This window comes from Caballeronia sp. Sq4a (assembly GCF_023170545.1).
GTDB lineage: Bacteria > Pseudomonadota > Gammaproteobacteria > Burkholderiales > Burkholderiaceae > Caballeronia.
Genome location: NZ_CP084250.1, coordinates 2,513,120 through 2,534,579, shown reverse-complemented (window position 1 = coordinate 2,534,579; position 21,460 = coordinate 2,513,120). Strand labels below are relative to the sequence as shown.

The window sequence follows — 21,460 nt, the reverse complement described above, 5'->3', positions numbered from 1 at the left end:
CGAGAACGGGGCGCGCCGGGCGCGAGTTCGCGCGACCGTGCTCCGGCAGAGGAAAGTTGATGCAAGAAATTTCCACCAAGCCGTATCTGTTGCGCGCGCTGTACGAATGGTGCACCGATAACGGTTTTACGCCCCATATCGCTGTGCGAGTCGACGGCGCGACGCGCGTGCCGCGGCAGTTCGTGCGCAATGACGAGATCGTGCTCAACATCAGCTTCGAGGCGACGAGCCAGTTGCAGATGGGGAACGAATGGATCGAGTTCAGCGCGCGCTTCTCCGGGAAGTCGCACAAGATCGAGGTCCAGGTCGCCAACGTGCTCGCCATTTACGCTCGCGAAAACGGGCAGGGAATGGCGTTCCCCGTCGAGCCGTCGTCCCATTCCGCGAGCGAGCCCAGTGTATCGGCTGCGCCCCGCTCGGCCGACCGGGAGACTCGTCACGTCGAGTCCCAGGCGGAGGATCAGTCGGGCGCTGGGGCCGCTTCGTCGAGCGAAGATGCGCCGTCAGGTTTGTCGGATGACGACGCTTCGAAATCCTCTGGCCGGTCGCACCTGAAAGTCGTTAAATGAAGTAGAATCTCGTCCTTCGCCGGCTTAGCTCATCTGGTAGAGCAGTTGATTTGTAATCATCAGGTGGCGGGTTCGAGTCCTGCAGCCGGCACCAAGATTTGAGCGTCGACGGGTCGTGCGATGTCCGCACGACCCGTTTGCTTTAAGCGAGCCGATTCGTTCGCAGGTCAGAGTCGAAAGGCGAGTCAAAAAGAAGCTTCAAAAACTTGTTGACACTGACCGAAACGACGTACATAATCTCGTTTCTCTGCTGCTGATGCAGCGACGCAAGACGAAGCGGTTGAGCTAAGTGCTTGATGCGGCGAAGTGAAAGGTCTTGGCGGATTGCTCTTTAAAAACTAACAGCCGATAAGTGTGGGCGCTTGATGGTAAGTGCGGCCGGTTCTACGGAATTGGTCAAGCAAAAGTATCAAGAGTCTCACACGAAGTATCAGAGGAAGGTTTATCTGTCGAGAGACGGATTAATCATCGTCAGTACGTTGAGTGAGCGACCGGTTGGTAAAACAACCGAAAACAGTAACAGGCATTGAACTGAAGAGTTTGATCCTGGCTCAGATTGAACGCTGGCGGCATGCCTTACACATGCAAGTCGGACGGCAGCGCGGGCTTCGGCCTGGCGGCGAGTGGCGAACGGGTGAGTAATACATCGGAACGTGTCCTGTAGTGGGGGATAGCCCGGCGAAAGCCGGATTAATACCGCATACGATCTACGGAGGAAAGCGGGGGATCTTCGGACCTCGCGCTGTAGGGGCGGCCGATGGCAGATTAGCTAGTTGGTGGGGTAAAGGCCTACCAAGGCGACGATCTGTAGCTGGTCTGAGAGGACGACCAGCCACACTGGGACTGAGACACGGCCCAGACTCCTACGGGAGGCAGCAGTGGGGAATTTTGGACAATGGGGGCAACCCTGATCCAGCAATGCCGCGTGTGTGAAGAAGGCCTTCGGGTTGTAAAGCACTTTTGTCCGGAAAGAAAACTTCGGCCCTAATATGGCTGGAGGATGACGGTACCGGAAGAATAAGCACCGGCTAACTACGTGCCAGCAGCCGCGGTAATACGTAGGGTGCGAGCGTTAATCGGAATTACTGGGCGTAAAGCGTGCGCAGGCGGTCTGTTAAGACCGATGTGAAATCCCCGGGCTTAACCTGGGAACTGCATTGGTGACTGGCAGGCTTTGAGTGTGGCAGAGGGAGGTAGAATTCCACGTGTAGCAGTGAAATGCGTAGAGATGTGGAGGAATACCGATGGCGAAGGCAGCCTCCTGGGCCAACACTGACGCTCATGCACGAAAGCGTGGGGAGCAAACAGGATTAGATACCCTGGTAGTCCACGCCCTAAACGATGTCAACTAGTTGTTGGGGATTCATTTCCTTAGTAACGTAGCTAACGCGTGAAGTTGACCGCCTGGGGAGTACGGTCGCAAGATTAAAACTCAAAGGAATTGACGGGGACCCGCACAAGCGGTGGATGATGTGGATTAATTCGATGCAACGCGAAAAACCTTACCTACCCTTGACATGGTCGGAAGTCTGCTGAGAGGTGGACGTGCTCGAAAGAGAACCGGCGCACAGGTGCTGCATGGCTGTCGTCAGCTCGTGTCGTGAGATGTTGGGTTAAGTCCCGCAACGAGCGCAACCCTTGTCCTTAGTTGCTACGCAAGAGCACTCTAAGGAGACTGCCGGTGACAAACCGGAGGAAGGTGGGGATGACGTCAAGTCCTCATGGCCCTTATGGGTAGGGCTTCACACGTCATACAATGGTCGGAACAGAGGGTTGCCAAGCCGCGAGGTGGAGCCAATCCCAGAAAACCGATCGTAGTCCGGATCGCAGTCTGCAACTCGACTGCGTGAAGCTGGAATCGCTAGTAATCGCGGATCAGCATGCCGCGGTGAATACGTTCCCGGGTCTTGTACACACCGCCCGTCACACCATGGGAGTGGGTTTTACCAGAAGTGGCTAGTCTAACCGCAAGGAGGACGGTCACCACGGTAGGATTCATGACTGGGGTGAAGTCGTAACAAGGTAGCCGTATCGGAAGGTGCGGCTGGATCACCTCCTTTCTCGAGCTTGATGCACGAAGCATTGAAGCGCTCACGCTTATCGGCTGTGGTTTAGAAACAGGCTAAGGGTCTGTAGCTCAGTCGGTTAGAGCACCGTCTTGATAAGGCGGGGGTCGTTGGTTCGAATCCAACCAGACCCACCACCCTAACAAGTGCTGACCGAGCTTCGAACTCGAGTCAGGCACACGGGGGATTAGCTCAGCTGGGAGAGCACCTGCTTTGCAAGCAGGGGGTCGTCGGTTCGATCCCGTCATCCTCCACCATCAATCTTCAATGCAAAACGCTTCATCGCGAAGTTTTTTGCATTGGCGATTGCTAGCCAGTTGATGCTGTGGGTATTGCAAGACACCTATCGGCTAAACGTTCTTTAACAATCAGGAAGAAGTAGTAAAGAGATTATCTGAAAGCACTTAGAGATGGGTGCGAGTAGGGTAGTCAGGGTAGTGATTGTATCGAGTATGAAAAGTGATCTTAATTGATGACTTGGAATACGGCACAACGCGAATACTCAGCCTATGACAGAGGTGTCGCGAGACACACTCGTTATAGGGTCAAGCGAACAAGTGCATGTGGTGGATGCCTTGGCGATCACAGGCGATGAAGGACGCGGTAGCCTGCGAAAAGCTTCGGGGAGCTGGCAAACGAGCATTGATCCGAAGATGTCCGAATGGGGAAACCCACTCCGTATGGAGTATCCATAGCTGAATACATAGGCTATGCGAAGCGAACGCGGTGAACTGAAACATCTAAGTAACCGCAGGAAAAGAAATCAACCGAGATTCCCAAAGTAGTGGCGAGCGAAATGGGAAGAGCCTGTACTCTTTATTTGTATTGTTAGCTGAACGCTCTGGAAAGTGCGGCCATAGCAGGTGATAGCCCTGTAAGCGAAAACAGTATGAAAGAACTAGGGGTACGACAAGTAGGGCGGGACACGTGAAATCCTGTCTGAAGATGGGGGGACCATCCTCCAAGGCTAAATACTCGTGATCGACCGATAGTGAACCAGTACCGTGAGGGAAAGGCGAAAAGAACCCCGGGAGGGGAGTGAAATAGATCCTGAAACCGCATGCATACAAACAGTCGGAGCCTGGAAACGGGTGACGGCGTACCTTTTGTATAATGGGTCAGCGACTTACGTTCAGTAGCGAGCTTAACTGATTAAGGCAGGCGTAGCGAAAGCGAGTCCGAATAGGGCGATCAGTTGCTGGGCGTAGACCCGAAACCAAGTGATCTATCCATGGCCAGGTTGAAGGTGCGGTAACACGTACTGGAGGACCGAACCCACTAACGTTGAAAAGTTAGGGGATGAGCTGTGGATAGGGGTGAAAGGCTAAACAAACTTGGAAATAGCTGGTTCTCTCCGAAAACTATTTAGGTAGTGCCTCGTGTATCACCTTCGGGGGTAGAGCACTGTCATGGTTGTGGGGTCCATTGCGGATTACTACGCCATAGCAAACTCCGAATACCGAAGAGTGCAATCACGGGAGACAGACATCGGGTGCTAACGTCCGGTGTCAAGAGGGAAACAACCCAGACCGCCAGCTAAGGTCCCAAAGATTGGCTAAGTGGGAAACGAAGTGGGAAGGCTAAAACAGTCAGGAGGTTGGCTTAGAAGCAGCCACCCTTTAAAGAAAGCGTAATAGCTCACTGATCGAGTCGTCCTGCGCGGAAGATGTAACGGGGCTCAAGCCAGTCACCGAAGCTGCGGATGCGTGTTTTACACGCATGGTAGGAGAGCGTTCCGTAAGCCTGCGAAGGTGCGTTGAAAAGCGTGCTGGAGGTATCGGAAGTGCGAATGCTGACATGAGTAGCGATAAAGGGGGTGAAAAGCCCCCTCGCCGTAAGCCCAAGGTTTCCTACGCAACGTTCATCGGCGTAGGGTGAGTCGGCCCCTAAGGCGAGGCAGAAATGCGTAGCTGATGGGAAGCAGGTCAATATTCCTGCACCATTGTTAGATGCGATGGGGGGACGGATCGCGGAAGGTTGTCCGGGTGTTGGACGTCCCGGTCGCTGCATTGGAGAAGGTGCTTAGGCAAATCCGGGCACGCAATTCAAGGGTGTGGCGCGAGTGACTTCGGTCACGAAGCAATTGGAAGTGGTTCCAAGAAAAGCCTCTAAGCTTCAGTCTAACGATGACCGTACCGCAAACCGACACAGGTGGGCGAGATGAGTATTCTAAGGCGCTTGAGAGAACTCGGGAGAAGGAACTCGGCAAATTGGTACCGTAACTTCGGGATAAGGTACGCCCTGGTAGCTTGACTGGCCTGCGCCAGGAGGGTGAAAGGGTTGCAATAAACTGGTGGCTGCGACTGTTTAATAAAAACACAGCACTCTGCAAACACGAAAGTGGACGTATAGGGTGTGACGCCTGCCCGGTGCCGGAAGATTAAATGATGGGGTGCAAGCTCTTGATTGAAGTCCCGGTAAACGGCGGCCGTAACTATAACGGTCCTAAGGTAGCGAAATTCCTTGTCGGGTAAGTTCCGACCTGCACGAATGGCGTAACGATGGCCACACTGTCTCCTCCCGAGACTCAGCGAAGTTGAAGTGTTTGTGATGATGCAATCTCCCCGCGGCTAGACGGAAAGACCCCATGAACCTTTACTGTAGCTTTGCATTGGACTTTGAACCGATCTGTGTAGGATAGGTGGGAGGCTATGAAACCGGAACGCCAGTTTCGGTGGAGCCGTCCTTGAAATACCACCCTGGTTTGTTTGAGGTTCTAACCTTGGTCCGTGATCCGGATCGGGGACAGTGCATGGTAGGCAGTTTGACTGGGGCGGTCTCCTCCCAAAGCGTAACGGAGGAGTACGAAGGTACGCTAGGTACGGTCGGAAATCGTGCTGATAGTGCAATGGCATAAGCGTGCTTAACTGCGAGACCGACAAGTCGAGCAGGTGCGAAAGCAGGTCATAGTGATCCGGTGGTTCTGTATGGAAGGGCCATCGCTCAACGGATAAAAGGTACTCTGGGGATAACAGGCTGATACCGCCCAAGAGTTCATATCGACGGCGGTGTTTGGCACCTCGATGTCGGCTCATCTCATCCTGGGGCTGTAGCCGGTCCCAAGGGTATGGCTGTTCGCCATTTAAAGAGGTACGTGAGCTGGGTTTAAAACGTCGTGAGACAGTTTGGTCCCTATCTGCCGTGGGCGTTGGATATTTGAAGGGGGCTGCTCCTAGTACGAGAGGACCGGAGTGGACGAACCTCTGGTGTACCGGTTGTCACGCCAGTGGCATCGCCGGGTAGCTATGTTCGGAAGAGATAACCGCTGAAAGCATCTAAGCGGGAAACTCGCCTTAAGATGAGATATCCCCGGGGCTTCGAGCCCCTTGAAGGGTCGTTCCAGACCAGGACGTTGATAGGTCAGGTGTGTAAGTGCAGTAATGCATTGAGCTAACTGATACTAATTGCCCGTAAGGCTTGATCCTATAACCAGTGTGTTTTGTCGGTCAAAGTTAGCGCTTCAGCGCTTACTTGGACCCCACCCTCGAAGAGGGCGCCATTGGTCGAGTCACAGCGTGTGCGACAATCGCCACCCGAATTCACTACTACTTCTTCCCCGATTGGTTGTAGCGCCCAAAGGCGATACAACATCCCCTTAAAGCCTGATGACCATAGCGAGTCGGTCCCACCCCTTCCCATCCCGAACAGGACCGTGAAACGACTCCACGCCGATGATAGTGCGGATTGCCCGTGTGAAAGTAGGTAATCGTCAGGCTCCCCTTGCTCTAAACAAAAACCCCACCCCGCAAAGGTGGGGTTTTTGCGTTTTCTGGCGCTCGCGCGGCGAACCGATGCTGGCGCGCTAAAATCTCCGTCGTATCCCGCATCGTCGTTGTCATCGAGTTCTCATGCTACGTTTAAGCGAAATCAAACTCCCGCTGGATCATCCTGATTCCGCTATCAGGCCGGCCGTCATCGCGCGTCTGGGCGAAGTTGGAATCGCGGCGGAGGAACTCATCGACTTCCATGTTTTCCGTCGCGCACATGATGCTCGCAAACGCGCCGACATCAAGTTGACCTACATCATCGATGTCACGGTGACGGACGAAGCGTCCGCGCTCGATCGCCTCAAAGCACATCCGCATCCCCACTGCGGCGTGACGCCCGACATGACGTACCACTTCGTGACGCGAGCGCCCGAGCGGTCCTCGATGCTGCGACCGGTGGTCATCGGCATGGGGCCTTGCGGGCTATTCGCCGGGCTGATTCTCGCGCAAATGGGTTTTCGGCCGATCATCCTCGAGCGCGGCAAGGCCGTGCGTGAAAGAACGAAGGATACATGGGGACTTTGGCGGCGGAACGAACTCCAGCCGGAGTCCAACGTGCAGTTCGGAGAAGGCGGTGCCGGTACGTTTTCGGACGGAAAACTCTATAGCCAGATCAAGGATCCGAAGCACTACGGCCGCAAGGTTCTCGACGAGTTCGTCAAAGCAGGCGCGCCAGAAGACATTCTCTATCTGAGCCGCCCGCATATCGGCACTTTTAGACTCGTTAGCATGGTCGAGAAGATGCGCGCGACGATCCACCAACTCGGCGGCGAAGTGCGTTTTCAGCAGCGCGTCGAAGACATCGACATCGATAACGGCAAGGTGCGCGGCCTGCGCCTGTCGACCGGTGAAACGCTTCGCTGTGACCATGTCGTGCTGGCCGTCGGCCATAGCGCGCGCGATACCTTCGAGATGCTGCACAAACGCGGCGTTTTCATGGAAGCCAAGCCGTTTTCGCTAGGGTTTCGCATCGAGCATCCGCAGGGCGTCATCGATCGTAGTCGCTTCGGCAAGTTCGCCGGGCATGAGCGCCTGGGCGCTGCCGACTACAAAGTGGTGCATCACTGCAGCAACGGGCGCTCGGTCTACAGCTTTTGCATGTGCCCGGGCGGTACGGTCGTCGCGGCGACCTCCGAGCCGGGGCGTGTCGTCACGAACGGCATGAGCCAGTATTCGCGCGCGGAGCGGAATGCAAACGCGGGCATCGTCGTCGGCATCACGCCGGAGGATTATCCCGGCGGTCCCTTGGCGGGAATCGCGTTTCAGCGAAAGTGGGAAGAGCGAGCTTTCGAACTCGGCGGCGGCGATTACTGCGCGCCTGCACAGCTCGTCGGCGACTTCATTGCCGGCCGTCCGTCGACGTCGCTCGGTTCGGTGATTCCGTCATATAAGCCGGGCGTCAAGCCCACCGATCTGAGCACGGTTTTGCCCGATTACGTCATCGAGGCGATTCGCGAAGCCTTGCCGCAGATCGACAAGAAGCTCCCCGGCTTCGCCATGCACGATGCTGTGCTGACCGGCGTCGAGACGCGCACGTCTTCGCCGTTGCGCGTGCGTCGAAGGGGTGACTATCAGAGCGTGAATGTCGAAGGCTTATACCCGGCAGGCGAGGGCGCGGGCTACGCGGGCGGAATCTACTCGGCGGCGATCGACGGTATTGAAGTCGCCGAGGCCGTTGCTCTGCAGATGATGGCCGAGCATTCCGCGACTGTATAGGCCAACGTTAGCATGGACGTCATCCTGACGCCGAATGCGCCGTTCCGCCCGACGCATTCGGATGAGGTCTCACGAAACCCGACCGCTTCCGCCGAACGATGGCGGAAGCGCAATCAGCGCCCGATCTCAGAGCATTGACGCCCAGGCGGGCGCCGATTGCCCCGCATCAGCTACCCTGCGCTTCAATAAATCAAGTCACCACGCCAACCTGCCACGGCACAAATTCACTCTGCCCGTAGCCATGCTGCTCGCTCTTAGACGGCACGCCTGACGCGCAGTCCAGCATCATCTGGAAAATCTCGTCGCCGAGCTGGTCGATCGTCGCGGTGCCGTCGATCACGCCGCCACAGTTGATATCCATGTCGTCTTCCTGCCGCTCCCACAGCGCCGTGTTGGTCGCGAGCTTGAGCGATGGCGACGGCGCGCAGCCGTAAGCCGAACCGCGGCCCGTGGTGAAGCAGATCAGGTTCGCGCCGGATGCCACCTGGCCGGTCGCGGACATCGGATCGTAGCCGGGCGAATCCATGAAAACGAAGCCCTTCGCGTCGATACGCTGCGCGTACTCGTACACCTCGACAAGATTGGTCGTGCCGCCCTTGGCGACAGCGCCGAGCGACTTTTCGAGAATCGTGGTCAGCCCGCCGACCTTGTTGCCCGCCGACGGGTTGTTGTCCATTGCCGCGCCGTTGCGCTCGCAGTAGCTCTCCCACCACTTGATGCGCGCAAGCAGCTTTTCGCCGACTTCGCGGCTCACCGCGCGCCGCGTCAGCAAGTGCTCCGCGCCGTACACCTCGGGCGTTTCGGAAAGAATCGCCGTGCCGCCGTGCGCAACGAGCTTGTCGACTGCCGCGCCGAGCGCCGGATTCGCCGAGATGCCGGAATAGCCGTCCGAGCCGCCGCACTGCAAGCCGACGATCAGATGCGAAGCAGGCAACGGCTCGCGCTGCACGCGGTTGGCGTCCGCGAGCATCTCCTTCACCATCGCGATGCCGCGTTCGATGGTTTTCCGCGTGCCGCCGCTATCCTGAATGGTGAAGCTGCGCAGCCGCTCGCCGTCCTTCAATCCGGCCGATTCCAGCACGCCGCCGATCTGGTTCGTCTCGCAGCCCAAGCCGACGAACAGCACCGAATGAAAGTTCGGATGCACCGCGTAGCCGGCGAGCGTCCGGCGCAGAATGCCGAGCCCTTCGCCTTGCATGTCAATGCCGCATCCCAGACCGTGCGTGAGCGCGATCACGCCATCGACGTTCGGATAATCCGCCAGCACTTCCGGATGCACGTCGCGCCGGAAATGGTCCGCGATCGCGCGCGCGACCGTCGCCGAGCAGTTCACGCTCGTCAGCACGCCGACGAAATTGCGCGTGGCGACGCGCCCGTCGTCGCGGCGAATACCCATGAACGTGGCCGGCGAGTCGACGAACGGCGTCGGATGCTTGTCGACGCCGAACTCGTGTTCGCGCGCGAAATCGGCCATCGAGAGATTGTGCGTGTGCACGTGCTGGCCGCGCGCAATCGCCTCTTTCGCCACGCCGATGATCTGGTTGTAGCGTTTGACGGGCTCGCCCGCCGCGATCGCGCGGGTGGCGATCTTGTGGCCCGGCGGAATCAGCCCGGTGACGACGAGATCCTCCGACGCAATGCGCGCGCCGGAGAGCAATTGACGTGTCGCGATCACGACGTCGTCTTTCGGATGCAGCCGGATGACCGCATGGTCGTTGGATACGGTGGACATGATCTTTCTTAGATGGTGGAGGGTGCGCGCTTGTCGGCGACGGCGCGTTTGTCCGCTTCATCGAGCGGCTCGATCTTGCCGACGATCACAAGATAGCTGAACGCGCCAAGGAAGCAAAAGCCGCCCGCGACGCACAACGGAATAACGAAGGAGCCCTTGGTGATGGAAAGCATCACGCCGGTGAACGTCGTGATGACGATGCCCGCCAGATTCGACGCGAAGTTCTGAATGCCGCCGATCGACGCAACGTGGTCCGGCGTCGGCGCGACGTCGCTCGGAAGCGACCAGATGCTGGCCGCGGCGAACGCGAGGCTCGCGTAAGCAATGCCGAAGAACGCAAGCATCAGATAGATGTTCGACGTGAACGCCGACAGCGTGATGACCGACGAGAGCAGCATGCCGCCGACCATGCAGGTCTTGCGAGCAGCGGTCAGGCTCCAGCCGCGCTTGAACAGCGAGTCGGAGACGAAGCCGCCGAGCCAGCCGCCCGGAATCGACATCAGCGCGGGGATCGTGCCGAGCGTGCCGAGCGATTTCAGCGAGAAGCCGTGCGCCTGAACGAGATAGCTCGGGAACCACGTGATGAAGAAGTAGATCACGAAGTTCAGGCAGAAGAAGCCGAGCATCATGCCCCACAGCGTGCGGTACTTGAAAAGCGAGGCCCACGACACTTTGTTCTTCGGGGCAACCGGTTGCGGCGGCACATCGACCTCGCCGGTGAGGTCGCCCTTCGACTTGTTCCGGTAGATCGCGAACCAGCCGACAATCCACACGAAGCCGAGCAGGCCGGTGATCACGAACGACGCTTCCCAGCCGAACGAACTGATGATGAGCGCGACGACAGGAATCGACAGCGCCGAGCCGACGCGCGAGCCGCTATCGAAGATGCTGGTCGCGAAGGCGCGCTGCTCTTTCGTGAACCATTGCGACACGAGTTTCGCGCACGACGGATACGCGCCCGCTTCGCCGATGCCGAGCATGAGCCGGCAGCCGAACATGCCGGCGACGCTCGTGGTCACCGCGGTCAGCGCCGTGAACACCGACCACCAGCCGACCGCCAGCGGGAGCGCGATGCGCGCGCCGACGCGATCGACGAACCAGCCGAACGGCATCTGCATGAGCGCGTAAGTCCAGAAGAAGCCGCTCAGGATGAAGCCCATCTCCGCGGGCCCGATGCCGAGCGCCTTCTCGATCTGAGGCGCTGCGACCGCGAGATTGGCCCGGTCGATGTAATTGATGGCGATGGCCAGAAAGGCCAGAAAAATCACTACCCAACGCATCTTGCGCATTTGTTGTCTCCTGCTGGAAGCGGCACTACGTTCGTGTCGGCCGGTCCGCCTTATGCCGTGCGGCGGGCCGTGTTTATGAAATTCATGGCGCTGTCCGCTTCTGCGGCGGACTGGCGTGGTAGATCAGTGTGTCGTCGTTTCCAAGGCCTCGCGCAGTCGTTTTTGCTCGACATCGAGCTTGAGCTCGCGAGCGAGCTCGATGACCGGCTGAAAGCGCCGGGCCTTCTTCTCTTCATGATTCCGGGCGATGTCCGCGAGCCGATGCACGAGAAACGGGTTCTCGAACCGGTCGCGCACGCTCGCGAGATATTCCGTCGCCACGTCGTGCTGGCCGAGCGCGTTGAACACCGGTAACACTTCGTCGCGCCAAACTGTCTCTAGCGGATCGCGGTACGCCGGGTCGCGCATGGCGTCGAGCACGGTCATGTTCGGCGCGCCGTCGCGCGTACGCCAGATTTCAGCAAGCATGGTGTGGCCGAGGTTGAGCAGCAGCAATTTGAGCCGTTCGTAGTGCGCAAGATCGTCGGTCACCACGATATCTTCGTGCTCGCACGGAAGGACCATGCGCGGCTGCCGCTCGATGGCCCACAGCGCGTAAGGCTCGGCAATCGCGCCAACCGGAACGATCGGCTCCGACACGATACGGTCCACCAGCGAGTTGACCCAGATGCAGTCGTTCGTCAGATAGCGGATGAAAGCGTCGTCCAGGCTCCACCCGCGCGCGACGCCGCACACGAGGTCGCGCAGCGTGTCGCCATTGCGGGAAACGAGTTCGCACGGCAGCAGGGTGATCGGCTCGGCGCCCGCGCGGAAGCGCGCATGCAGCAGCACCGCGAGCTTCGCGGCGAAGCCGCGCGGCGTGCGGCGGCCGTCAAGCAGGTCGGCGGTGTCTTCATCGAAAAGTGCGTAGCCGGCATCGGCGGTATTCGAGACGATGACTTTCACGTCGCGCTCGATGCGTTGCAGAAGCAGCGGCCAGTCTTCGTTTGCGTGCAGCGCCTCGGTGATCGAATCGCTCTCGATGGTGACGTCCACAGTCTCGTCGCCGCGACGTCCGCGAATGCGTACCGGATAGCGTCCCGTCGCGCGCAGCGCATCGGTGCGGGCGCGGCTATCCGCGCTCGACGTCGTCTGCACGACCGTGATCTTGCCGAGCGCCTTCGACGGATCGCGCCGCGCCGCTTCGGCGACGAAGAAATCCACGTGCGCTTGCAGAAAGCGGCTCGTGCCGAACTGAAGAATCGGATTGCTCATGATTGCGTCGCTCGCGTCGTGCGGTGCATTCGCCGTGCCCGCGACGGATGACGCATTGGGCTCGGTCGTGTCCGTCTGGAAACGGTTCCAGCGGGATCGAAAAAAAGGTGGCCACGTGGCCTTACCAGATCGCATACTAGTGGCTTGAATCGTGATTGGTCAAGCCACTTGTAAGCAGCGAATGTTCGGTGAACCGCCCGCCTACGGTGCTTCAGCGCCTCGCCTGATTACAATCCACGTTTTCCCCGAGCTTTCAGGAGTCAGCACGTGAGTGTGAAACCACCGGAGACGCGGCGTCTTTATTTGCAGATCGCCGACAAGCTGCGCGGGTTGATCGAACAGAAGGACTTCGCGCCTAACGGCCGACTGCCGTCCGAGCGCGAACTGGCGCAGACGCTCGGCGTGTCGCGGCCGTCCGTGCGCGAGGCGCTGGTTGCGCTCGAACTGGAAGGGCGCGTCGAAATCCGCATGGGTTCGGGCGTCTATACCTGCGCGACGCCGGCTGCGAAGCCGCCGCGCGCCGAAGCCGAGCTCGGCGAGAGTCCCATCGAGATCATGAATGCGCGCAGCGTGATAGAAGGCGCGATTGCCGCGAGCGTCGCGCCGTTCGCGCGGCCCAAGGCGCTGAAGGCGCTGCGTACGGTGTACGAAACGATGGCGCGCGAAGTGGAGAACGGCCTCATCCCAATGAGCGCGGATCGCGCGTTTCATGTCGCGATCGCGCAGATGTCCGGCAACGACGTGCTCGTGCGGACCGTCGGCGCGCTCTACGACGAGCGGCATAGCCCGCTGTCATCGACGCTTCGGGGGCATTTCGAGGGAGAAGAAACGTGGGCGGCCGCGCTGACGGAACATCGCGACATCCTTGAGGCGCTCGAGGCGCGCGACGCGGTTCAGGCTCAGGCCGCGATGCAGCGGCACATGCGCAATTCCGCGGCGCGGCTCATGACAAAACGCAAGGCGTGAAGCCGGCGCGTCCTCGAAGGGCGGGCCGGCTCGGGGCGCAGCGGCGCGTCAGCCCGGGTAGGCTTCATCGACCTTCAAGCCGGCTAGCTTGAAGATCACGCGCAGCGTCTGCGGGGCGATGTCCCGGCGCGACGCGAGCGTCGTCAGCACGAAATCCATCACCTTGGCGTACTTGAGCATGGTCAGGCACGTTTCGATATCGGTGGAGCCGTCGCGCATCGATTCTGCAAGGCGCAGCATCTCCACGGAAATCTCTCGTGCCATTTCCAGTTCGAGCTGCTGCTTTTCGCTCCACGCCGGCATCGCGGTCAGTGCCGCAAGCATCTCCTGAAACTGCTTCTCTGCTTTCTTGTCCGGGATCGCATCCATCGCCGTCCTCTCTTGATCATGGCGCCGGCGAGTCGCATTCGCCGCGCTGTGCGTTAGGTGTTACGTAACAGAGCCACACGCGGCGACAACGTAAGCGTTGCGAAACGCGGCTTTGCTACCCAGCTTGTTGCTCCTGCCTTGTTGCATCGTCGTGCGATCTTCCGGGTCGCATCGTGTGCTGTCTGTATCAATGGCCTCATTGTCAGACGATGCACGATCCGTTCCACGGGCCTCTTCGGGCCGCGTTTGCCCTCCAACCGTCAGGCGGAACAAGAGCGTCTTTGCGCTTTTGGGTAAACTTCCTCTTTTGAGACGGCAGAACCAGCGGTTAGCGCACATTCAGCGCGAACATGCTCCGCTTTTCACACTCCAGTCACTGATTACGATGGCCAAGAAGTCCACTGCCGCGTCGCCCGGCGCGTCCGATTTGCAAACCAAGCACGAAATCCGCCCAGGACAGTCCATCGAGCTGCTGAAGGAACTGCATATCCTCACGCGCGACGGCAAGATGAATCAGGACAGCCGTCGCAAACTGAAGCAGGTCTATCACTTGTTTCAGTTCATCGAACCGCTTCTGGCCGATGTGCATCAGCGGCAAGGATCCGTGTCGCTTGTCGATCACGGAGCAGGGAAGTCTTACCTGGGCTTCATTCTCTACGATCTCTTCTTCAAGACTCTGCGCGATCGGTCACACATCTATGGCATAGAGACGCGCGAGGAGCTGGTAAAAAAGTCGGAAGAATTGGCAGAACGGCTCGGCTTCGATCGCATGTCGTTTCTGAATCTGTCGGTGGCCGAATCGATTCATTCGCAGCAATTGCCGGACTCGGTCGATATCGTCACCGCATTGCATGCATGTAATACCGCAACGGACGACGCCATCCATTTCGCTCTGCAGAAGAAGGCGAAGTACATCGTGGTCGTGCCGTGCTGTCAGGCGGAAGTCGCGTCGGTGTTGCGCAAGAACAAGGGACACGCGCTGTCGAAGAATGTGCTGACCGAAATGTGGCGGCATCCGCTGCACACGCGCGAATTCGGGAGCCAGATCACCAATGTGCTGCGTTGCCTGCAACTCGAATCGCACGGTTATCAGGTCAGCGTGACCGAGCTCGTGGGCTGGGAACATTCGATGAAAAACGAACTGATCATTGCGCAGTTCAAGGACTTGCCGCGCGGCCGTCCGGCGCAGCGGCTTTCGGATGTGCTCGAAACGCTCGGGCTCGACGAGCTTCGCGAGCGTTTCTTTACGCAGTAGTTACCGTTTGTTCATCCACGCCTTGAAGCCGTCGTGCCCGAGGCGGCGCAGTGTTTCGATGTTGCGCTCGTAGATGTCGGAGGCGTCCGGGAACGCGGCGACCGCGCGATCGATGCTCGCTTCGCGCAACAGATGGAAGATGGGAAACGGGGCGCGATTCGTATAGTTGTCGATATCGTCCGGCTCGGTGCCATCGAACTGATACTGCGGATGAAAGCTCGCAATCTGCAACTCGCCCGCCAGCTTGAGTTCGCCGAGCAGACGTTCGGCAAAAAAGAGCGCGTCGTTGTAATCGGTGAAGTCGGCGAAGGCGTCGGGCGTGATGAAAAGCGTCGTGTCGATGGCGTTCGGATCGCTCTCGTGCAACAGGCGCAATTCGTCCGCGAGTTCGACGACCACGTCTTCCACGGTTCGCGCTTCGCTCACCACATAACGAATCTGTCCCTTCACGTGCACGCTCTTGGCGAACGGGCACAAATTGAGGCCGATGACCGCTCGTGTGAGCCAGTGCTCGGTGGCCGCGATGACATCTTCGCGGGTGCTTCGGTGCTTCATGAGCTTTCCTGATTTCCTTGCCGGTGATTGCGCTTCTCGCATGCTGCATCGACTAACGCGCGCGCCACGCGCGACGCCGCGCGCAGCGGCCCCGAGCCGGGACCATAAGTCTGACTGGTTGCGTACACGCCATCCAGAAGCAGCGCCAGCGATTCTGCCAGTTCCACCGGCTGTTCCGCGCCGGCTGCCTGACATTTTTCGATGAAGCGCGTCATCACATAGCGTTTGTTTCGCTCGACCAGTTGCCGCGCCGGATGCGCTGGGTCGCCGAACTCGCACGACACGTTCACGAACGGGCAGCCGCGATAGTCCGGCGCGGACGCGCGCTCGACCAAATCGTCGAACGCCTGCACCAGTTGTTTCGCCGGATCGCCCGGATGCTTGTCGAAGCTCGCTTCTAGCCGTTGCCGGAAGCGGTCGTCCATGCGCTCCAGATACGCGACGACGAGTTCGTCCTTCGACGCGAACCGCCGATACAGACTCATCTTGTTGACGCCGGCCCGCTCCACGACGGCATCGACGCCGACCGCCCGAATGCCTTCGCGATAAAAAAGTGCCTGCGCCGCGTCGAGCAGTTGCTCCTGCGCGGTTGCGCCGTCGGTACGAACCTGACGGCGGGCAGGGGTTTTCGCCGGGGCGGCGGGTGATCGTGTCAAAGTCGGATCCTCGAAAACTGGATTGGTCTTGACATGTTACCGATCAGTAACTAAGCTCGCAACTCCAATGTGACTGATCAGTAACGAAGAACAATCAACCGAGCGGAGCGGCGATGAATTGGGTAGCGAAACGGCTTGACGGCCGCATGCACTACGGATGGGTGACGGTGGGCGTCGTGTTTCTGGTGCTGCTGGCCGCAGCCGGCACGCGCGCCACGCCGAGCGTGATGATGCTGCCGCTCGAAAAGCAACTCGGCTGGTCACGCGGCACGATTTCACTCGCGATTTCCATCAATCTGGCGCTGTACGGCTTGACCGGACCGTTCGCCGCCGCCGCGATGCAGCGTTTCGGCGTGCGTCCGACCTTGCTCGCCGCGCTGGCGACGCTCGCGGCGGGCGTCGGCGCGTCTTCGATGATGACCGCGCCGTGGCAAATGGTGCTGGTCTGGGGCGTGGTGGTCGGCGGTGCGACGGGCGTCGCCGCCCTGACGCTTTCGGCGACGGTCGTGAATCGCTGGTTCACGACGCATCGCGGCCTCGCGATGGGCATTCTCACCGCCAGTTCGGCCACCGGTCAGCTCGTGTTCCTGCCGTTCCTCGCGTCGATTTCCGAACACCACGGCTGGCGGCCGGTCGTGTTCGTGGTCGCTGCTGCCGCGGCCGTGGTGCTGCCGCTCGTCGCGTGGCTGCTCCCCGAGCGTCCGGCCGATGTCGCGCTGCGGCCCGTCGGAGAGGCCGCCGGCACGCCGCCCGCCGCCGCTGCGGCGCATAAGAATCCGATCAAGGTGGCGTTCGGCGCGCTGTCGTCGGCAAGCCGGACGCGGGATTTCTGGCTGCTCTTTTTCAGCTTCTTCGTCTGCGGCGCGAGCACGAACGGCTATGTTGGCACGCATCTGATCGCCATGTGCGCGGATTACGGCATGACGCAGGTGCAGGGCGCGACGCTGCTCGCCGCGATGGGCATCTTCGATCTCTTCGGCACCACGCTTTCGGGCTGGCTTTCCGACCGCTTCAACGCGCGCGTGCTGCTCTTCTGGTACTACGGGCTGCGCGGGCTGTCGCTGATGTATTTGCCGTATGCGTTCGGCATCGACTTTTTCGGCTTGCCGGTCTTCGCGGTGTTTTACGGCCTCGACTGGATTGCCACCGTTCCGCCGACCGTGCGTCTCGCCACCGACGTGTACGGCAAGGAATCCGCGCCGATCGTGTTCGGCTGGATCGTCGCGGGGCACCAGCTCGGCGCGGCGTTCGCGGCGCTCGGCGGCGGCATGCTGCGCTCGAGCCTCGGCAGCTACACCGTCGCGACGATGATCTCCGGCGGACTTTGCCTCGTCGCGGCGGTGGCGGTGCTGCGCATCAACCGGGCGCGGCGTGCTGCCGGCGTGGCCGCGACTTGACGCGAGAGCGGTGTCTGCGTGCTGCGGCGTCCTTGTTTATGCTTGCTCTTTCTCACTGACAAGGAGTCACGCCATGAGTGCAAAGCCCGCTCCGACCGACATCGACATCCACGATCTGCTGGCCGGCCGCTGGAGCCCGCGCGCGTATTCGAACGAGCCGGTCGACCGCGCGCAGTTGCATCGGTTGCTGGAAGCGGCCCGCTGGGCGCCGTCGTCGAGTAATTTGCAGCCGTGGCGATTCCTCGTGTTCGATCGTCATCGCGACGAGGCGGTGTTTCAGCGGGCGTTCGAGACGCTCGTGCCGTTCAACCAGAAGTGGAACGCGAACGTGCCGTTGCTGATCTGCGTGGCGGCGTCCACGCTGACGCCGAAGGGCGAGCCGAATCAGGCAGCCGCCTACGACACCGGCGCGGCGGCGATGGCGCTCGTGCTTCAGGCGCACGCGCTGGACCTCGCGGCGCATCAGATGGGCGGCTTCGATCGCGACGCCTTCCGCGCTGCGTTCTCCGTGCCTGACGATGTCCAGTTGATCGCGATGATTTCGGTCGGGCATCACGGCGACGCGAGTCTGCTGGACGAGACCCTGCGAGAGAGGGAAACCGCGCCGCGCTCGCGTCGGCCGTTGGGCGAAACGGCGTTCGAGGGCGCGTGGGGGAAGGCGTTTGGTTGAGCGAGGGTGTGGGCGCCGGTGAGCGTCGGGCGTCGCGGGGACGCCGGTTCGATTGGCGAAATCCTATTGCGAAGGCGAAACCGCCGCGCGCGCCCGCCGACTCTGCGGCGCGTGTGGCAAGGCGTCCGGCCGAGAATGCGGAGTCAGTGATCGTCGGGCATCACGGCGATGCGAGTCTCCTGGACGAAACGCTGCGCGAGACAGCTTCCGCAAGCGCACCAAACAAGCGTCCGACTGCAGCGAAAACTCAATGATCATTCGCAGCCGACAGCGGCCGAGCCACGTCCTCGAGCGACTTCCGTTCCGCCGCGACGCCCCAGATGCCCGCGACCACCGCCGCCGCGACCATCAGCGCCGAGCCGATCAGATAGCCGATGAACACCGCGCTGCGCTCGTGCGTGTCGATCAAATGCCCGAAAAGCGCCGGTCCGATGATTCCGCCGAGCGCGGTCCCGAACGCATAAAACACGGCGATCGCGAGCGCGCGGATTTCGAGCGGGAACGTCTCGCTCACCGTCAGATACGCCGAACTCGCCGCCGCCGACGCGAAGAAGAAAATGATCATCCACGCGACGGTCTGCGTGGTGACGGTGAGCATGCCTTGCGTGAACATCCACCCGCTGATCGTCAGCAGCACGCCCGAGGTCGCGTACGTGAACGCGATCATCCGGCGGCGGCCGAGCACGTCGAACAGCTTGCCGAGCAGCACGGGCCCCAGAAAATTGCCGGCGGCGAACGGCAGCACGTACCAGCCGATGTGATCGCCCGGTACGTGATAGAAGTCCGTCAGCACCAGCGCGTAGGTGAAAAAGATCGCGTTGTAGAAAAACGCCTGCGCGGTCATCAGCATCAGCCCGACGAGCGAGCGCCGCCGATGCACCTTGAAAAGCGTATCGGCGACTTCGCGCAGCGGCGTGTGTTCGCGGGCGTGCAGCCGCAGCGGCTTGACGGGCGTGTCGGGCACGGTCACGCCGTGCTCGCGGAAATGCGCTTCGATGTCCTCGACCACCTGCCGCGCTTCGTCTTCGCGGTTGTGCGTGATGAGCCAGCGCGGGCTCTCCGGCACCCACATCCGCATGAACAGAATCGTGAGCCCGAGCGCCGCGCCGATCAGAAAGCACCCGCGCCAGCCCCAATCGGGCGGCAGCACGCCCGGATCGAGCAGCACCAGCGACCCCGCCGCGCCGATGCCCGCGCCGACCCAGAACGTGCCGTTGATCGCAAGGTCGGTCCAGCCGCGCAGCCGGGCGGGCGTGAACTCCTGAATCGTCGAATTGATGGCCGTGTATTCCCCGCCGATGCCCGCGCCCGTCAGGAAACGAAAGAGCACGAACGAAGCGAGATTCCACGAAAACGCGGTCGCGGCGGTGGCGGCCACGTAGAGAAACAGCGTGATGAAGAACAGCTTGCGCCGTCCGAGCCGGTCCGTGAGCCAGCCGAATCCGAGCGCGCCCACCACGGCGCCTGCGATATACGCGCTGCCGCCGAAGCCGACGTCCGCGTTCGAGAAGCGCAACACCGGACTGGTTTTTAGCGCGCTCGCGACCGCGCCGGCGAGCGTCACTTCGAGCCCATCCAGCAGCCACGTAATGCCGAGCGCGAAGACGATGAGCGTATGAAAGCGTCCCCACGGCAGACGGTCGAGCCGACCGGGCAAATCGGTTTCGATGATGCCGGATCGCTCGCCTGAGCCGGCTGTCGAACGGGTGTCTTCGGGTGCGGTGGTTTCGTTCATGACGTCCGGCCGTCGGCGGTTGAGCGACGAAAAGGCCGGAGCAAGCTCCATTCCGCTTTTCTCGGGCTAACCGAGCAGGCTAAATTTAGCCCACGAGAGATTGATGATCCTCGCGTCGCCGTGGTACAAACCCCGTCCAAGTTTTTTTGATACGCGGCGTTGCCTCGTAACGCCGCCGCGAATCCCATGACCTATTGCGCGATCGATTTTGGCACGTCGAACTCTGCCGTCGCCCTGCCCGATGGCCTGCGCATGCGGCTCGCGCCCGTCGAGGGCGACGCGACCACGCTGCCGACCGCCGTCTTCTTCAACACCGACGAAAACGAGCAGTCGTACGGCCGAGCGGCGCTGGAGGCGTACATCGACGGCTTCGACGGCCGTCTGATGCGCTCGATGAAGAGCATCCTCGGCTCGCCGCTCGGGGACAACGTCACCGATCTCGGCGACGGCTCGGCGATCAAATACACCGACGTCATCACGCTGTTCCTCCAGCACCTCAAGCAGAAGGCGCAGGCGGTGGCGCCCGAGCCGCTGACCCGCGCCGTGCTGGGCCGGCCGGTATTTTTCGTCGACGACGACCCGCGCGCCGACCGCATGGCGCAGCAGCAACTCGAAGCGTGCGCGCACGCGGTCGGTTTCCGCGAGATCCACTTTCAGTTCGAACCGATTGCCGCGGCCTTCGACTATGAGGCGCGTCTCACGCAAGAAGGACTCGTGCTCGTCGCGGACATCGGCGGCGGCACGTCGGACTTTTCGCTGGTGCGCGTGGGGCCGGAGCGGGCGCGTCATCTGGATCGCAAGAGCGATGTGCTCGCGCATCACGGCGTTCACGTGGCCGGCACGGATTTCGACCGTCGCGTCGAACTCGCGACGATTCTCCGGCAGCTCGGCTATCAGGCGCTCGATCCGCAGGGCCGCGAAGTGCCGAACCGCGTCTACTTCGACCTCGCGACGTGGCATCTCATCAACACCGTCTACACGCCGAAGCGCGTCGGCGAATTGCAGCTGATGCGCCATCTGTACGTCGATCCGCGTCATCACGACCGGCTGATGCGCGTGGTCGATCGCCGGCTGGGGCACGCGCTCACCGCGCACGCCGAAGAAGCGAAGATCGACGTGTCGGCGGGCGGCGCGACCGAGATCGACATGGAGGAAATCGAGGAGGCGCTGCGCGTGCCGTTCGACGAGCAGCAGTTGATCGAGGCGGGAAAAGACGAAACGCGGCGCATCGTGGAAGCGGCGCTGGAGACGGTGAAGCGCGCGGGCGTCGCCGCCGCGGATGTCGGCGCGGTCTATTTCACCGGGGGCACGACCGGCTTGCGCTTTCTCTCGGACGCGCTCGCGGCGGCGTTCCCGGCCGCGCAGCCGGTGTTCGGCGATCGGCTGGCGAGCGTGGCGACCGGTCTGGGCATTTACGCGCAGCGCGTGTTCGGCTGACGCTCAACCGTTACATTTCGCCTGATG

At 60.8% G+C, this 21,460-nt stretch carries 14 protein-coding genes, 3 tRNA genes and 3 rRNA genes; 13 read left to right on the top strand and 7 right to left on the bottom strand.

Features of this window, described 5'->3' with window-relative positions; all coding sequences use genetic code 11:
- Nucleotides 1-59: 59 nt before the first annotated feature.
- The 8 genes from LDZ24_RS12000 to LDZ24_RS11965 all read left to right on the top strand — a co-directional run bounded on the left by LDZ24_RS12000 (nucleotide 60) and on the right by LDZ24_RS11965 (nucleotide 8,118).
- Entirely contained in the window at nucleotides 60-569 is a 510-nt protein-coding gene (locus LDZ24_RS12000; protein WP_248320593.1) for a ClpXP protease specificity-enhancing factor, read from the top strand.
- Between the two features lie 18 nt (nucleotides 570-587).
- Nucleotides 588-663, top strand: a tRNA-Thr gene (locus LDZ24_RS11995).
- Between the two features lie 434 nt (nucleotides 664-1,097).
- A 16S ribosomal RNA gene (locus LDZ24_RS11990) occupies nucleotides 1,098-2,629 on the top strand.
- 66 nt (nucleotides 2,630-2,695) lie between these two features.
- A tRNA-Ile gene (locus tag LDZ24_RS11985) sits at nucleotides 2,696-2,772 on the top strand.
- A gap of 44 nt (nucleotides 2,773-2,816) precedes the next feature.
- A tRNA-Ala gene (locus LDZ24_RS11980) sits at nucleotides 2,817-2,892 on the top strand.
- A gap of 286 nt (nucleotides 2,893-3,178) precedes the next feature.
- A 23S ribosomal RNA gene (locus LDZ24_RS11975) occupies nucleotides 3,179-6,060 on the top strand.
- Between the two features lie 176 nt (nucleotides 6,061-6,236).
- A 5S ribosomal RNA gene (gene rrf / locus LDZ24_RS11970) occupies nucleotides 6,237-6,350 on the top strand.
- The 16S, 23S and 5S rRNA genes sit together here with 3 tRNA genes alongside, the layout of an rRNA operon.
- A gap of 133 nt (nucleotides 6,351-6,483) precedes the next feature.
- Nucleotides 6,484-8,118, top strand: a complete 1,635-nt coding sequence (locus LDZ24_RS11965; RefSeq protein ID WP_248320592.1) for an NAD(P)/FAD-dependent oxidoreductase — start codon at nucleotides 6,484-6,486, stop codon at nucleotides 8,116-8,118.
- A 190-nt stretch (nucleotides 8,119-8,308) separates the two neighbouring features.
- Here the strand turns inward: LDZ24_RS11965 and LDZ24_RS11960 are convergent, their stop codons facing one another.
- From LDZ24_RS11960 to LDZ24_RS11950, 3 genes are all read right to left on the bottom strand, one after another.
- Entirely contained in the window at nucleotides 8,309-9,850 is a 1,542-nt protein-coding gene (locus LDZ24_RS11960) for a UxaA family hydrolase (RefSeq protein WP_248320591.1), read from the bottom strand.
- 8 nt (nucleotides 9,851-9,858) lie between these two features.
- The gene (locus LDZ24_RS11955) at nucleotides 9,859-11,139 is read right to left on the bottom strand and encodes an MFS transporter (RefSeq protein ID WP_175946573.1); all 1,281 of its coding nucleotides are present in this window, start codon (nucleotides 11,137-11,139) and stop codon (nucleotides 9,859-9,861) included.
- 123 nt (nucleotides 11,140-11,262) lie between these two features.
- Nucleotides 11,263-12,393, bottom strand: a complete 1,131-nt coding sequence (locus LDZ24_RS11950; RefSeq protein WP_248320590.1) for a mannitol dehydrogenase family protein — start codon at nucleotides 12,391-12,393, stop codon at nucleotides 11,263-11,265.
- A gap of 267 nt (nucleotides 12,394-12,660) precedes the next feature.
- On the opposite strand from LDZ24_RS11950, the gene LDZ24_RS11945 reads away from it, so the two are divergent.
- Nucleotides 12,661-13,359, top strand: coding sequence for a FadR/GntR family transcriptional regulator (locus LDZ24_RS11945; protein WP_305854663.1), 699 nt, complete (start codon nucleotides 12,661-12,663; stop codon nucleotides 13,357-13,359).
- Nucleotides 13,360-13,407: 48 nt separating this feature from the next.
- Here the strand turns inward: LDZ24_RS11945 and LDZ24_RS11940 are convergent, their stop codons facing one another.
- Nucleotides 13,408-13,728 (bottom strand): hypothetical protein, encoded by a 321-nt coding sequence (locus LDZ24_RS11940; protein ID WP_061125643.1) that lies wholly within the window; start codon nucleotides 13,726-13,728, stop codon nucleotides 13,408-13,410.
- A gap of 385 nt (nucleotides 13,729-14,113) precedes the next feature.
- Between LDZ24_RS11940 and LDZ24_RS11935 the strand changes: the two genes are divergently transcribed.
- Nucleotides 14,114-14,983, top strand: coding sequence for an SAM-dependent methyltransferase (locus LDZ24_RS11935; RefSeq protein ID WP_248320589.1), 870 nt, complete (start codon nucleotides 14,114-14,116; stop codon nucleotides 14,981-14,983).
- On the opposite strand, the gene LDZ24_RS11930 is transcribed toward LDZ24_RS11935, so the two are convergent.
- On the bottom strand, nucleotides 14,984-15,538 hold the full coding sequence (locus LDZ24_RS11930) for a DUF1415 domain-containing protein (protein ID WP_248320588.1): 555 nt from the start codon (nucleotides 15,536-15,538) through the stop codon (nucleotides 14,984-14,986).
- Nucleotides 15,535-16,194: a TetR/AcrR family transcriptional regulator gene (locus LDZ24_RS11925; protein ID WP_248320587.1), complete on the bottom strand. Its 660-nt coding sequence runs from the start codon at nucleotides 16,192-16,194 to the stop codon at nucleotides 15,535-15,537. Before LDZ24_RS11925 ends, LDZ24_RS11930 begins: the two co-directional genes overlap by 4 nt.
- Nucleotides 16,195-16,307: 113 nt before the next feature.
- Between LDZ24_RS11925 and LDZ24_RS11920 the strand changes: the two genes are divergently transcribed.
- A complete protein-coding gene (locus tag LDZ24_RS11920; RefSeq protein ID WP_175946584.1) occupies nucleotides 16,308-17,591 on the top strand; it encodes an MFS transporter in 1,284 nt (427 codons plus the stop codon).
- A 73-nt stretch (nucleotides 17,592-17,664) separates the two neighbouring features.
- The gene (locus tag LDZ24_RS11915) at nucleotides 17,665-18,261 is read left to right on the top strand and encodes a nitroreductase family protein (protein ID WP_248320586.1); all 597 of its coding nucleotides are present in this window, start codon (nucleotides 17,665-17,667) and stop codon (nucleotides 18,259-18,261) included.
- Between the two features lie 247 nt (nucleotides 18,262-18,508).
- Here the strand turns inward: LDZ24_RS11915 and LDZ24_RS11910 are convergent, their stop codons facing one another.
- On the bottom strand, nucleotides 18,509-19,996 hold the full coding sequence (locus LDZ24_RS11910; protein WP_248320585.1) for an MFS transporter: 1,488 nt from the start codon (nucleotides 19,994-19,996) through the stop codon (nucleotides 18,509-18,511).
- 186 nt (nucleotides 19,997-20,182) lie between these two features.
- On the opposite strand from LDZ24_RS11910, the gene LDZ24_RS11905 reads away from it, so the two are divergent.
- Nucleotides 20,183-21,433 carry an Hsp70 family protein gene (locus LDZ24_RS11905; protein ID WP_248320584.1) on the top strand — a complete coding sequence of 417 codons (1,251 nt, stop codon included), beginning with the start codon at nucleotides 20,183-20,185 and terminating at the stop codon, nucleotides 21,431-21,433.
- Nucleotides 21,434-21,460 lie beyond the last annotated feature (27 nt).

What these genes read in the sequence shown, in the direction of transcription:
- LDZ24_RS11960 (WP_248320591.1), bottom strand. Translation starts at nt 9,850, where the DNA reads ATGTCCACCGTATCCAACGACCATGCGGTCATCCGGCTGCATCCGAAA.
- LDZ24_RS11950 (WP_248320590.1), bottom strand. Translation starts at nt 12,393, where the DNA reads ATGAGCAATCCGATTCTTCAGTTCGGCACGAGCCGCTTTCTGCAAGCG.
- LDZ24_RS11905 (WP_248320584.1), top strand. Translation starts at nt 20,183, where the DNA reads ATGACCTATTGCGCGATCGATTTTGGCACGTCGAACTCTGCCGTCGCC.
- LDZ24_RS11930 (WP_248320588.1), bottom strand. Translation starts at nt 15,538, where the DNA reads ATGAAGCACCGAAGCACCCGCGAAGATGTCATCGCGGCCACCGAGCAC.
- LDZ24_RS11965 (WP_248320592.1), top strand. Translation starts at nt 6,484, where the DNA reads ATGCTACGTTTAAGCGAAATCAAACTCCCGCTGGATCATCCTGATTCC.
- LDZ24_RS11940 (WP_061125643.1), bottom strand. Translation starts at nt 13,728, where the DNA reads ATGGATGCGATCCCGGACAAGAAAGCAGAGAAGCAGTTTCAGGAGATG.
- LDZ24_RS11920 (WP_175946584.1), top strand. Translation starts at nt 16,308, where the DNA reads ATGAATTGGGTAGCGAAACGGCTTGACGGCCGCATGCACTACGGATGG.
- LDZ24_RS11935 (WP_248320589.1), top strand. Translation starts at nt 14,114, where the DNA reads ATGGCCAAGAAGTCCACTGCCGCGTCGCCCGGCGCGTCCGATTTGCAA.
- LDZ24_RS11955 (WP_175946573.1), bottom strand. Translation starts at nt 11,139, where the DNA reads ATGCGCAAGATGCGTTGGGTAGTGATTTTTCTGGCCTTTCTGGCCATC.
- LDZ24_RS11915 (WP_248320586.1), top strand. Translation starts at nt 17,665, where the DNA reads ATGAGTGCAAAGCCCGCTCCGACCGACATCGACATCCACGATCTGCTG.
- LDZ24_RS11910 (WP_248320585.1), bottom strand. Translation starts at nt 19,996, where the DNA reads ATGAACGAAACCACCGCACCCGAAGACACCCGTTCGACAGCCGGCTCA.
- LDZ24_RS12000 (WP_248320593.1), top strand. Translation starts at nt 60, where the DNA reads ATGCAAGAAATTTCCACCAAGCCGTATCTGTTGCGCGCGCTGTACGAA.